Consider the following 12,553-nt stretch of genomic DNA (forward strand, 5'->3'; position numbering starts at 1 on the left):
GTACCTTCATCTTCACGTCACTACTCCTGGACCCGCACCGACGCGCCATCGTGCAATGCGTCGGGCGGGGATATCACCAACCGGGCGCCGGTGGCAATACCGCTGGGAATCAGGCGCATGTCGTTGCCCTGTTTGGCGCCCGCTGTCACGCGCTGGGCACGCACCTTGCCGTCGTCGACGACGACGAAAATGGTATCGGCACCATCCCGCTTGACGATCGCCTGCGACGGCACCAGCACGCCTTTGGTCGATTCGATCTTGGCATCCGGGCGCGCGTCGAGGAAGGAAACGCGCACGCCCATATCGGGCACTATCCGGGCATCCTTGCTTTCGAGTGCGACACGCACCTTCACCGTGGCCTTGCCCCGATCCGCCGCCGGCACGATGGCGATCACGTGGGCGGGAATGCGCCAGTCGGGATAGGCGTCCAAAACGGCTTCCGACGCCATGTCCGGCGTAACTCGACCGATGTAGGCTTCATTGACGTCGACGTCGACCTCGAGCGAGCCCATGTCGACGATTGTGCCGATGCCTGTACGGGTGAATCCGCCACCGGCGGAGAAAGGCGAAACGATTTCCCCGACCTGCGCGTCCTTCGTGGTAATGACCCCGTCGAACGGGGCGCGTACCACACAGTAATTGTAGTTGACTCGCGCCTCGGCCACTTGGGCATCGGCTGCTACGGCCTGCTTCTGCTGCGACGTCAGCTGGGCCTGCGTGCTGTGCGCCTGCGTGCGCGCCTGTTCCGCCGTCTGCCCGCTGACCATCGCACGGGCCGCCAGTTGTTCATTGCGATCAGCGTCGCGGAGGTCCTGCGCCAGTTGTGCCTCGTATTGCCTGACTTGCGCATGGGCTGCCTGCGCCTGTGCCACGGCCGTATCGAGCGCGGCCTTGTACTGGCTGTCGTCGAGTCGGGCTAGCACCTGGTTCTGCATGACGCGGTCGCCTTCCTCGATGAGTACCGCGGTGAGGGTGCCAGTAATTTGTGCCGATACCGTGGCCTGCCTACGCGCGGTGATGTAACCGGTGGCCTGGAGAACCGCGCCGGCGCCGGCGCTGCTGGCGGCGGTCGCCGCGGTCGTGGTCTTGACAATTATCGCCCGGCCGAAGAAGAACCAGACGGCAACCGCGGCGATGACGAGGATGACGATGAGGACGAGTATCCATGGCCACCATGGACGGCCGGACGAGCGGTTTTCCTGCCCGCGATCGATTCGCAAGCCTTCCAGCAGCTCGGCGTTACTCATGTTTCCCCGGCGCATTGACTTTTTCGACTTATAGCACACAAGCCTTTGCCGATGTGTGCCACTCACGCGGCGTACTCGCTTGTTGCCTCCAATGCTTTCACCTATGCTTCGACCCGTTGCAGTGCCGATAACAAGGCACGCGCGCATTCCGTTCAACCAATGGAAGGAGCTTCGACGATGTGGGATTCTGAAGACACCCGCTTCGAAGTCGTGATGAACGCGGAAGAGCAATATTCAATCTGGCCGGCGACCATGGATGTGCCCTCGGGATGGAGCACGGTGGGGAAGGCCGGCACCAAACAGGAATGCCTCGCATACATCGAGGAAGTGTGGACAGACATGCGGCCGTTGAGCCTACGTCGACACGTGGACGGCACGAACGGCGTCTGACGCGACGTGTGGCACGGACTCTCCCCCATCGATACGAAACGGTGGCTGCTGTCCACGCGCACGGACGTCGCCGCGCACCGGCTTTACTGCTTCAGCTATGCAGGGGGCAATGCGCAGGCGTTCCAGGGATGGCAGACAGCTTTCCCTCGGGACATCGAGATCTGCGCCGTGCAATTGCCCGGCAGGGGGGCTCGATTTGACGAACCAGCCCAAACGTCGATGGCCACGTTGGTGGCGGCTCTCGCCGAAGTGATCGATGCCGATGCGCCCCGGCATTTCTCGTTCTTCGGTCATAGTATGGGGGGACTCATGGCGTTCGAGTTGGCACGCCATCTACAACGCCATGCCCGCCCTATGCCCGACAGCCTGATCCTTTCCGGCTGCGACGCACCCCGCGACCGTGCGCCACCCCGCGGACTTAGCCTGATGGACGACGACAGCCTGATCGCCGCGCTTGCGGAGTTCAACGGCGCGCCGGCGGAAGTACTTGCGCATCGTGAGCTGATGGCGCTGTTGCTGCCCATGACGCGAGCCGACCTCGCCATCGTGGAAGATTACGCATACATGCCTGGTCCGCCGCTCGATCTTCCCATCGACGTGCTCGCCGGTGCGGCCGATCCCCATGTGGACGGCGACACACTGGAATACTGGGCCGCCGAGACGAGCGGTCCATGCCATGTGCAATGGTTCCCCGGCGATCATTTTTTTATTCATGCCCAGCGCGACGCAGTGTTGCGGCATATTCACCAGCGTCTGATGGATCGGTTGTCGACCGCTGGGGGCGGGGTGCGGGCGCAAAGGATGCGTTAGCCGACAGGCCTCGTGCGACGAAGCGACTCATTGCGGTCTGACGCTGCCGCGATCCTCCCAGTTGGGGACGGTGCGCACGCTGGCGCCCAGCCGCCGGGCGCACTGGACGTGGGTCAGGCCGAGGAGGTAACGGTGTACACCGCACTCTAAAGCGCGCTCGCTATGTCTTTGATTTTTCTTGGCACTCCTCATTTTGGAGTATGTGACAGTGCGTGAGCCTACGCACTCTCGATGAACCATCCTTGCGCGCTGCGCATTCAAAAGGGGTCACATTTGTGGCCCCGCACTTAAGAGTGCCTAGTAATCCAGGTAACGCACTCATTGATGCCCGTTATTGACTGTGACTCCTTGGCCGCCCTCGGCCGTGAGCTCGTTCACGACGTTGATTAGCCTCGTCTGCTTCTTCGAGCAAACTTGCTGCCATGTGGGGAGTTCCCAGCGGGTACCACGTGGCGTGTACTTCAGCTAGCCTCGTACGATCAACAACCGCTAGCATCCAGGGCTGGGTCAGATGAGGGCAGTCCCGGCGCATTCCAAATAGGTCGGGGATGTGTTGCGACAGCGTGGCTCTGAGGCCTTCGGCATACCCGCGCGTCAGAAGACACCCACATACCTTGATCAAGAGATTTAGCTCTTCCATCTTGGCCTGGCCGTGGAAGTCGAAGAGTGACCTGCCATCCAGCGCGATGTCGATCAGTTTCACGACAGAGCGGTAGGACGTAGGGTGAAGGCAGGCAAGGTTGAGGAACTGCTGCCCCGCAACCTCCCAGGGGGGGAGTGCGGAGAGTGATCCGGAGAAACCTCGTCGTGCAGGTCGAAAGGTCGCCGGCGCCTCGATACCGACTCCAGCTAAGAACAGCGTCATCTCACGGTCGGTGAGAGTACTCTCGGGCAGCTTGAGTGCGAGATCTGCCGCTACATTTGCCATCGCGGGTCGAATCTGAGCAGGAACGGTAAGGAAGCCAGGACGGTCCTGACGCAACGTGTCGAGTTGCCTAAGGGCTTCCTGATTACAGCTAGGACCATGGATAGCTGTACGCCAAGAACGCTTATGAAGGGCGATCTGGGGCTTGCCACACCTCCACTCTAAAGCCTTCGGCAACTGAACAAGGCCCGCCAGTGCCGCCGCCGAGTCGGTCGGCAGTTCTGGTATGACGAGAATGGTGCGTCCTCTTTCGGTGGTGGCCCATTCCAGGTATGTAGCGAGGAAGTCAGCGGCCCCCGAGGGCGGACCAGCCGATTGCTTGAGAGTTGCCTTGGTCGACAGCAAGGAGTGTCCACATTCACACGCTAGATTCTCGTCGAAGCACCAATCGGCCAATGCAGCCGGCTTCCTGCCACAGCGCATGCACGTGTTCTGTAGTGCAACGCCGTGCCAAGGACAACGCTGGATCCAGGGTAATTGATGCAGCAGCGTGTGGTAGCCCGAATGCATGCACTGCGGGCAATATCGAAGCGCCCAACCAGTTTTAAGGATGCTCGAGGGCCCCTGAAAGGGGAACCATGCTGTCAGATTCCACGTCTGAGGCACTGTGGGTAGGTGAAGGGCGCGAGCCAGCGCCGCTTGGCGAACCTCAGAGAAGGTCATCAGCTCAGATAGGTCATCCGCCCGCCGGCTGCGGATCCCGAAAAGCCGAAAGAGGTCGATCGGGTCAAGGGCATTGAGCCGCACGAGCCGCGCAAGTAACCCGAAGGCAGATGTTGCCGGTACGACTCTAAGGTCCATACCCACAAACGGAGTCGTCAGCGAAGAAGCAAACGGCGTCAAGGACTCGCGCGATACTGTCCCTCGTAGCGTGATAGGGCGGCTCGGCTGATCAGCAGGAATGATCATGCCGGCATGCCCCGATAGCCCGGCTCGATTTCCAGGTAGCCCGCGCGTAGCAGTCCTTCACGAATATTTGTTTCCGTGAGTTCACTGAACTCCGGATTCTCGTAGGCTACTCGGACCAGGATAAAGTACACGAATCGTTCGAATGACTGCATCGGCCATTCCACGGCATCAGGCAGGCCGTGTTCGGCACGCAGGGAATTGATCACCGAGCGGATGAGATCGACCTGAGTACCCAACCGCCAGCCCAGCGCGTATGCCTTGGTGGCAAAGTATTGCGTATATGAGATGCCAGATCCTTCGGGCCAAACTATCTCCTCGTCATACTCACGGAAGGCAAGGGCCACGTCAGAGGCAAGTTGATGTTCTCGATCAGCCTTGGGGATCTCCCACAGCAGACCCGTGTAGTGGTGGGAGGTGGTGAAGAAGCGCCCATAAATGTGTCGGGGCGGACGCCTGTCAATCGCAGAACGGTCGAAGCGCCCCGAGTCGGTTTGATTGATAAAGAAAAAGAAGATTCGCCCGGTCTTCTCACACTCATTTACGATCGACATGACGTGCTCGTATTCGTCGGCAGTGAAGCGGTTTGCCTCGTTGAAAACCACGCCGATCACTTGCGCGCCCTGACGGTAGCCTTCCTCCTGGAACATGCGAACTGCACGCATGAGTGTGCCGTTACTTGTCGCGCTTGCCGCGACCGTCTGCCCTTGCTGCAGCAATAGGGAACTGGCGAAGTAGCCTTCGCCCGGCTTGGCCGGCTTGGTATAGGTGAACTCGTTCATATACATTGGGAACGGCCGCCAAGCATCGGTCTGGATCAGCTGGCGAGCACCATAAGTCTTGCCGATGCGACCGAAGCCATCGATCCAGATCGCATCAGAGCCAATCTCGATACTGTTTCTTGCATCACCGGCCAATCGTTCGCCAGGGCGCGTGATAATCAGTGGGCGCTTGAAGCGGAGCATGGGATGGCGAGCATCAGTCATCATGGCTGGCCTCCCGGGATGCAGTTGAGCGATTAGTCGTGCTTTCGTCGGACTCGTGCGGGTCTTGATGGACAGGATCGCTAGACAGCTGAATTACCTTTGTTTTTCCAACACGAGCAAAGCCTTGAACCTGATAGGGCGTCGTGCCTTCTAAGCAATGTGGCCTTTTGGTTTCCATGATTGAACTCCAAGGCGGCGATCCGCCGCCATCAATGAAGAGGCAACGGTTCAGCGCCGGCGCAGGTTCACCGGCCCGCCACGTGGCGGAAGGCCCGCCAGCGTTTGCGCCGCGCCGCTAGAGGTGCAGAGCGGCGGGTCAACCGGTGCACGGGGCAAAGCGCCACTGGCAACTTCGTCCGCCGCCCACTTGAGATGTCGTGCGCATTCGCGGACGTCGGCGTGATAGGCCTCGATTAAGTCGTCGATACCCTCCCAGCGTCCCGAATGCGACCTTTTCAGCTTCTCGGCGCGCTTGCGCTCGGCGAGCGTGTGGGGCGTGCGTGCATAGGGAGGTAGCGTCTGCAGCGTGATGTAAGGCAGACCACGCTCGTCGAGCAATGTCAGGAATCGGGCGTCATCGTCTTCGATGTAGCCGTGGAACTTTTCGCCGATCAAGTCCGTACGGGGATTGAGCGTGTCACTACGATAGGTGCCATATCCGTAATTGACGTGGGGTAGAACATCGCCGCTCTTACTCCCGCGAATGGTCACTTGGACACGGATTCGTCGCATATCGCGCGCGTCGTCGGCCGTGCGCGAGGAACGCAGTGGCATGCCACCAAGCTCGATGTAGCGTTCCGCGACCTCACGCGGACTGCGATTATGCAGTTCCGCATGTGCGGACACGTTATAAGTACTGATAGCAACGTCGAGAAAGTCCTCCAACAAGTCGACAAAGATCGGATAGTTCGACGCCATGCGTGTGGAAATCCTCTGCTCAACCCGATTTTTCGTCTCTGGCTCGAATCCTCCTGCGAGGAAGCGGAGCACTTTCTGTTCGATGAGCTTGAAGAACGCCTCAATCTCGGCGCGGGTTTGCGGAATTCCAGCGACGCCGAATCGATAGATGCCGAGCTGGTGGTGTAGCATCGTGCGGCGGGCATGCTTGGCCAAATGACCCGAGAAATTGTCAAGCGACAGCTTGAGCGCGCGAGGCAGCGGGCCCGGAATCGACGCAGGCATCCATGCATTAGGCAGATAGCGTATACGACGATCACTAAGATCACGCGGATGCCACGGCGTTAGCCCAGCGGACAATGTTCGCAGCAGGTCAAACTGATCATAGGAAGCGTCAATGACCACCTGCCAAGAAACGCAGGCGCGCGACCCTACATCGAACTCAACCAGCAGCAGGAGCCCAGAGATCTTTGCAAGCACCGAAGTGCCATCGGGCAGTGGTACTGCGACACACTGGTCCTTCAGGTCAATGTAGTGCCCATCGAACTGCATCTCATCGAACGGCCGGATGTCTGCCAGTTCCTTCCATTTCGTCAACGCCATAGGCGCCGAGAAAGCCATCGCTTGGTCGGCGTTGTGCTCGCGCGAGCGCCTTATGAACGTCGACAGCGCTCTACGACCACCATCGCGTGTGTTGAGCGGGTAGCAATCGCCTAACCCCATTCCTTTCAGAATTCGCTTGATGTGTGCGTAGAGTCGATCGAATGCAGGGCTGGTTCGCGTTTTTGTGGGCACTTCTCCCTTGAACTTGGCGACTAAGGCGCCGAGCTCTGGAATTGCCAGGATCAGCTGCGTCATCGCATGTGCCCGGCCCTGTGGCGGGAGCCCGGTGTGGCGGGGCTGTGGATCTACAAGTCGTGCCCCTGGAATGCATACCGCGAATCCATTGATCCCGCCGTTGAAGGCGGGCTTTGCACAAAGGTCCAGCATTCGACGCAGTGTCTTGGGGTATATGGAATACGCCGTAGCGACTTGCGAGATCGGCGCTCCCTCCAACATAGCCACCAATGCGCCGACGCGATTATCGATGGCTTGCTTTTCCTCCTCAGTCCGGTCCGTCATCGCTTTTGTGTCCGGCCGCGGCAAGGCCAGAAGCGCATCGACCTCGGTGATGGTGAAGCGCGGCTTCATGTGCGATTCCTCCGCGCAATAACCGAACGCCGTGTGAGTTCCTGCTCGCGATCAAAGTCAAGGATTCCTAGGCAGATTAACTCGCAAATTACCGCTTGGACATCTGCCGAATCGAACGGTATGAGCGCTGCCTCAAGCTGGTCGACACGCGCACGCGAATGCTGCTCGACGCTCGCGAGGATTCGTGCGCGCAATGCCAGGCGATTACCCAGTGACTGCGCTACCTGAGCAAAGGCAAGCAGTCGGTTGTGCTGTGCAATCGTCGCGCCGGCAACACGTACGTCATGCTCGGTCACGAAGCGGAGCTGCAGGCCAGCATCACGTGCCATGGCCTGCCAACGTTCAGTCTCCCGCGGCCGCGGGATCCCACCTGCGGTTTGTACGCAGTCGGCATCAGGCACAAGCAGAAGGAACTGCTCGAAACCCGAGGCATACCGCACCCAAAAGTGCAGCTCGGTGTTCTTGTCGCCTAGGGGTAGGGTGCGGGGACGCTCCGTGTAGCACGCGATATGCGGATCGCACTCGAGTGCCAGGGCCACCGCGATCGCCGGAAGTCCGTCGACCTCCACCGGTCGCGCCTCCTTGATGGAGAGGAAACCGTAGACGTCACGCTTTTCGAATTCGCGTCTGCCGTAGATTCGCGGTTCGAAGGGGCGGGGGCCGGGTTGGTGTAGCGATCCGGACGGGTCAATCGCTCCGGACACGGCAGCCGGGCTGCCCGGGGACATTTGTGAGATGAATGACATGGGTGCTCCAGGGAAGTGGTACGTCGCGTCCTCGGTTGATGGGTAGGCGCGCAGCCGTGCCTGCCGCAGCGCGATTCACCGCGTTTGGGGGTAGGGCGTGTGCACCGCAATCGATGGCGTGCGTCAACGGCCGTCGGTCCAGAGTCCGCCGCTAGTTCCACAGAAATGGAGCCGCCGCTGCGCTTAGTGGCAGGCGACAGGAGGGCGATGGGGTCGACCGGCACGTTGCTAGGTGCGGGCTTGGACTTTAGATGTGCATGAGGTTCTCCAGGCAAATGCCGCCCGTGCCTTTACGTCCAAGAGGGCGAAAGCATTGACAGAGCCTGCGAACCGTGGTCCCCTGGAGGCACTTAGCCGCTAACTAAGTTTGCATCCCGAGCTCCTGTTCGCAGGGGCTTTTTGCATTGTGGTCGTCAAATCCAGGCGATTAGCACCTCTCTTCTTGTGGATGGCCACTCTGTAGTGGCCCTGATGCAAGGCGCGCCCTCCATGAGCGCTAGCCGGTGGATCCCAAGGTGCCAAGCCAAGCCGCGATGTCGCGCGTACGCGCGAACACGCCTCGTCGACCGGGCAGCGAGAAGGTGGTGACGGGCAGTCGCCCCTCCTTTTGAGCACGCTGAAACGATCGTGCGCTCTTGAAACCCAAGCAGCGTTGGAGGTCACCGCCACTCACCAATTCACCGTGTTCTGCGAGTAGATCAGCGAGCGGCTGGTTGGGTGCGTTACTGGAACCCAGGCGCACGAAAGAGACTGTCATGGCTAGATTTGGCGATGAGTGGCGTATTGCCCCGAACTGTTGCACAGTTTGCGGAGTGCCGGTGGCATGCCATTTCCCGTGGGAACTGACACTCCAAAGAAACACCCGAAGCGGCCTGGTCCGGCCCAGATGGACATCGCACTGTTGACGCGACATCGCCTGTGGGCCTGGATCGTCCTGGTGTGCACGCCGGAAATTGACTCCTGGCGTGCTCTTGATGGGCACTGGCTGGAGAAGATTGATGGCGGGACGTCAACTCAACGCCCGCTCCGGAAAGTGTTTCAGCGTTACTTCCATGTCGGAAACGACCCTGGAAAGCTAAGGGGCATCAATGGCGTCAAGCTCCTAGAGGCGGTCCATGCTGACCCCCACCAAAGTGCAGCGGCGGCGCTTTATACCTCTCCGTTCTGGCTACTCACTGGGCCTGAGGTTCCAACACCGGAACAGATCCGGACCATCCATACTGACCTATTAAGAAAGCTAGGTTTAGTTCGTCTGACGCCCACACAACGAGCGGTGGCCATGAACTGCGGTTTCGAGAATGTCGCACGCGACAATCAGGATCTGCGCACCATCGCGGAAAACGCATACAACATAGGCGAACGTGCATCAGTGGATGCAATAGCCTTACTGGCATGTTGCTTCCTGCTCGCATTGGACGCCTTGCTGCTTAAAGAGGCAAACGTCTACTTGGACTCGCTGCGCTGGTCGCTCCGCCACTTTCTAATGCGGTGGGATTCGCCTCATCTTGTCAGCCAGGCATTGGCGACGCTGATTGAAGTCCGTCTGCTGCGTCGGCCCGCTACCCCGGTGTCACCTGAGTTGCTGGGCTTCAGAACTCGACGGGATCGCCGAGACGCCGAGCCAGCTGTGATGTCGGAACGCGACTTTCGCCACATTGGCATCCTGAAAAGAGGCGCGGTCCCTTACACATCGCCCATTGTTCCACTGGATGGAGTCATGGAGGGCTTCTTCGAGGATTTCGACAAGAATTATCGACTGCTACGTAACCAGATCCTCCAACGTCTTTCTAGAGGAGACGAGGATCTGAAGCTTAAGGGGAAATTAGACGTGCTTCGTCAGCAGAGGTGCGATCTGATCGACGACGTTCTTCTGGGTAACCTCAACGCCGCTGACGAGGACGCCGTTGAGATGCTACGCCACATATCAAAGTGGCGAGCGCTCGGAGGACTTTCAGCCATCTTGGACGAGTTTTTCGGTCCAAATGCAGGGTGTCGTGCTGAAATTAGCGACGAAAAGGAGGACGTTTCACGAAATTCCGGGCCAGCTTCTATCTAGATCTTGTCGCCGGCCTTGAATCCTGCCTCAAGAGCTGTAACGAGTCACGATGTACGCGACTAGGCCGTGAAATACGCGACTGACTTCGACGAAATACCTCCATCTCCCGACAGCGTTGGGGCAAGCGCTTGGCTGAAGAAGATCAGCCAGCGCGGAACCGGTTCGGAAGCTTGAGTTCAGCTCACACATACCCTGTGGCCTTGCTATCACGAATCGCGATTGACGAGACTAAGCCATGAAATACGCAACTGACTTTTAGGCGTAGTGAGGCATCCTCGTTTCTTCTATTCATTTCCAAATAAAGGTAGTTGGTTATTGCGCCATTGCGAAGCGGATGAGCGGCAAGCCGCCGGACCGCGTAGTAGCCAGTTGCGTGCTCCATCGCGCTTTTGCCGTAGACGTAATCGCCAACCGAAAGACTTTGGCCGACGAGCACAGGTTGGACATGCCGGCAATCGGCATAGTCGGAAAATCCAGCGGCCTCCCACCGATGACCCGCCAGATGCTGAAGGACGTGGCGCACTAGGTGAGTCTCGCCGTCGTGGAGCTTGCGAGTCACTGAGTGACCAAGAGAAATCCCGGCGTCCGGTCGAACATTTGCTCGCATTGACAAGGCGACCTTAGGATTCGTGCGATCTACAGGGCGTAGCACGCAGATGTGTACATACGCTTTTTTTACGGGCAGCGGTGTGTGGCTCCGCTCATCATGGCGTGCCTTCAGGCTCATACAAACGTGCACTGGTACCGACAGCCGGACGACTAACGTGGTCACCGGCGTAGCAGCCACGTCGCCGTCGGCTAGAGGGAGGCGGCACCATCCAACACAACGAAAAAGAGAACAGATTATGTCTTCACAACGCCCATTGGCTTTCGTCACAGGTGGCTCTTCCGGCATCGGTTTCGAATTGGCCAAGCAGTTTGCTGAGAATGGCTTTGACGTCGCGATTTCCGGCTCTTCCGAACGGGTGCACGAGTCGGTCAAGGCACTGAAGGAGTTGGGCGTGGAGGCCTACGGCCACCAAGCCGATGCAGCCACGTTCGAGGGGGTAGAAAACTTCTGGTCCTTCATCACTGACCTCAAGCGTCCCGTTGAAGCAGCTGCGCTTAATGTCGGAATCAGCCTGGGAGGCGCGTTCGTTGACACTAAGCTCGAGGATGAGCTGCGTCTAATCGCGATCAACATCAATGGGCTGGTCCACCTGGCCAAGCGTGTGGTGCACCAAATGGTAGCCAACGGCCATGGCCGAATCTTAATCACTTCGTCGATTTCAGCCACGACGCCCACTCCCTACGAAACAGTCTATGGCCCGTCCAAAGCCTTCGGTTTCTCTTTTGCCGAGACTTTGCGAGAGGAGCTGCGTGGGAGCGGCGTTACCGTCACCGCCCTGCTGCCGGGCGCGACTGACAGCGATTTCCACAAAAATGCTGGCATGGGCAACACCAGCCTTGGGAAAGCCAAGAAGAACGACAAGCGTCTGGTAGCCAAGCAGGGGTTCGAAGCACTGATAAACGATATGGATCACGTCATTGGTGGCGATGAGGAGACGCGACGCCAGGCGGAAGAGAACCGCACCACACCAGAACCCGTCAAGGCAGCACGTCAGGCCAAGTTGACCCGTCCAAACTGAGGAAAGGTTTCATGAGCCATCTGCAAAACGCCGTTGTCCTGATCACCGGCGCGTCGTCGGGAATCGGATATGCCACCGCCAAGCGTCTGGCTTCTTCTGGAGCCAGGCTAGTCCTGGCAGCCAGGAACGAGGAAAAGCTCAAGTCGCTAGTCGCGAAAATCGCCGACGCAGGCGGCCAGGCGATCTATCACAAAACCGACGTGAGCAATCCGCACGACCTCAAGGCGGCCGCAGCGGCCGCAGAATCGGCGTATGGGCCGATCGACATCCTAGTCAACAATGCCGGGCTGATGTTGTTCTCCTACTGGGAGGACACCGCGCTGGCGGACTGGAACAAGATGATCGATACCAACTTGCGCGGCTACCTACACGCGATTGCTGCAGTGCTTCCCGGCATGCTGGAGCGCGGCAGCGGACGAATCCTCAACATGAGCTCCGTCGCGGGCATTCATGTGGGCGAAGCGGCCGGCGTCTACGGCGCTACCAAATTCTTCATCCGCGGCCTCACCGAGAGCCTACGCAAGGAAGTAGGTGTCCACCGAGGCATTCAGGTCTGCATGGTCAGTCCGGGCGTGATCGACACCGGTTGGGCGGACCGAGTGAACAATGCCACAGGAAAGGAACTAGCAACCGAGCTCAATAAGGGCGCGATCCCCCCGGAAGCCATCGCTGATGCCGTCGCCTATGCGCTGGACCAACCAGTTAACGTTTCGGTAAGCGACGTGGTGGTGCATCCGACCCGCCAAGACTGGTAGTCCATAACGCATCGGT

The 12,553-nt window shown here is 59.2% G+C and carries 10 protein-coding genes; 5 read left to right on the forward strand and 5 right to left on the reverse strand.

Annotated elements, in window-relative coordinates:
- Positions 1–20: 20 nt before the first annotated feature.
- Positions 21–1,247, reverse strand: coding sequence for an efflux RND transporter periplasmic adaptor subunit (locus AC1PLS_RS10895; protein WP_104608805.1), 1,227 nt, complete (start codon positions 1,245–1,247; stop codon positions 21–23).
- A 177-nt stretch (positions 1,248–1,424) separates the two neighbouring features.
- Between AC1PLS_RS10895 and AC1PLS_RS10900 the strand changes: the two genes are divergently transcribed.
- Both AC1PLS_RS10900 and AC1PLS_RS10905 read left to right on the forward strand, forming a co-directional pair.
- Positions 1,425–1,637, forward strand: a complete 213-nt coding sequence (locus AC1PLS_RS10900) for an MbtH family protein (protein WP_219842927.1) — start codon at positions 1,425–1,427, stop codon at positions 1,635–1,637.
- Between the two features lie 6 nt (positions 1,638–1,643).
- Positions 1,644–2,447 (forward strand): thioesterase II family protein, encoded by an 804-nt coding sequence (locus tag AC1PLS_RS10905; RefSeq protein ID WP_311543687.1) that lies wholly within the window; start codon positions 1,644–1,646, stop codon positions 2,445–2,447.
- Between the two features lie 1,830 nt (positions 2,448–4,277).
- Here AC1PLS_RS10905 and AC1PLS_RS10910 read toward each other — a convergent pair.
- From AC1PLS_RS10910 to AC1PLS_RS10920, 3 genes are all read right to left on the reverse strand, one after another.
- Positions 4,278–5,267 carry a hypothetical protein gene (locus AC1PLS_RS10910; RefSeq protein WP_481103670.1) on the reverse strand — a complete coding sequence of 330 codons (990 nt, stop codon included), beginning with the start codon at positions 5,265–5,267 and terminating at the stop codon, positions 4,278–4,280.
- Between the two features lie 225 nt (positions 5,268–5,492).
- On the reverse strand, positions 5,493–7,352 hold the full coding sequence (locus AC1PLS_RS10915) for a hypothetical protein (protein WP_481103671.1): 1,860 nt from the start codon (positions 7,350–7,352) through the stop codon (positions 5,493–5,495).
- A complete protein-coding gene (locus tag AC1PLS_RS10920; RefSeq protein ID WP_481103672.1) occupies positions 7,349–8,098 on the reverse strand; it encodes a hypothetical protein in 750 nt (249 codons plus the stop codon). The genes AC1PLS_RS10915 and AC1PLS_RS10920 overlap by 4 nt, the downstream gene beginning before the upstream one ends.
- An 886-nt stretch (positions 8,099–8,984) precedes the next feature.
- Between AC1PLS_RS10920 and AC1PLS_RS10925 the strand changes: the two genes are divergently transcribed.
- Entirely contained in the window at positions 8,985–10,154 is a 1,170-nt protein-coding gene (locus AC1PLS_RS10925; protein ID WP_481103673.1) for a hypothetical protein, read from the forward strand.
- A 181-nt stretch (positions 10,155–10,335) separates the two neighbouring features.
- Here the strand turns inward: AC1PLS_RS10925 and AC1PLS_RS10930 are convergent, their stop codons facing one another.
- The gene (locus AC1PLS_RS10930; RefSeq protein ID WP_481103674.1) at positions 10,336–10,881 is read right to left on the reverse strand and encodes a hypothetical protein; all 546 of its coding nucleotides are present in this window, start codon (positions 10,879–10,881) and stop codon (positions 10,336–10,338) included.
- Positions 10,882–10,999: 118 nt separating this feature from the next.
- Between AC1PLS_RS10930 and AC1PLS_RS10935 the strand changes: the two genes are divergently transcribed.
- Together AC1PLS_RS10935 and AC1PLS_RS10940 are read left to right on the forward strand one after the other, a co-directional pair.
- A complete protein-coding gene (locus AC1PLS_RS10935) occupies positions 11,000–11,782 on the forward strand; it encodes an SDR family NAD(P)-dependent oxidoreductase (RefSeq protein WP_481103675.1) in 783 nt (260 codons plus the stop codon).
- 11 nt (positions 11,783–11,793) lie between these two features.
- Complete coding sequence (locus AC1PLS_RS10940) at positions 11,794–12,537, forward strand: SDR family oxidoreductase (RefSeq protein WP_481103676.1); 744 nt, start codon at positions 11,794–11,796, stop codon at positions 12,535–12,537.
- Positions 12,538–12,553 lie beyond the last annotated feature (16 nt).

This window comes from Xanthomonas sp. NCPPB 3218 (genome assembly GCF_056725185.1).

Coding starts and splice junctions, on each gene's coding strand:
- AC1PLS_RS10895 (WP_104608805.1), bottom strand. CDS start 1,247: ATGAGTAACGCCGAGCTGCTGGAAGGCTTGCGAATCGATCGCGGGCAG.
- AC1PLS_RS10900 (WP_219842927.1), top strand. CDS start 1,425: ATGTGGGATTCTGAAGACACCCGCTTCGAAGTCGTGATGAACGCGGAA.
- AC1PLS_RS10910 (WP_481103670.1), bottom strand. CDS start 5,267: ATGATGACTGATGCTCGCCATCCCATGCTCCGCTTCAAGCGCCCACTG.
- AC1PLS_RS10915 (WP_481103671.1), bottom strand. CDS start 7,352: ATGAAGCCGCGCTTCACCATCACCGAGGTCGATGCGCTTCTGGCCTTG.
- AC1PLS_RS10920 (WP_481103672.1), bottom strand. CDS start 8,098: ATGTCATTCATCTCACAAATGTCCCCGGGCAGCCCGGCTGCCGTGTCC.
- AC1PLS_RS10925 (WP_481103673.1), top strand. CDS start 8,985: ATGGACATCGCACTGTTGACGCGACATCGCCTGTGGGCCTGGATCGTC.
- AC1PLS_RS10930 (WP_481103674.1), bottom strand. CDS start 10,881: ATGAGCCTGAAGGCACGCCATGATGAGCGGAGCCACACACCGCTGCCC.
- AC1PLS_RS10935 (WP_481103675.1), top strand. CDS start 11,000: ATGTCTTCACAACGCCCATTGGCTTTCGTCACAGGTGGCTCTTCCGGC.
- AC1PLS_RS10940 (WP_481103676.1), top strand. CDS start 11,794: ATGAGCCATCTGCAAAACGCCGTTGTCCTGATCACCGGCGCGTCGTCG.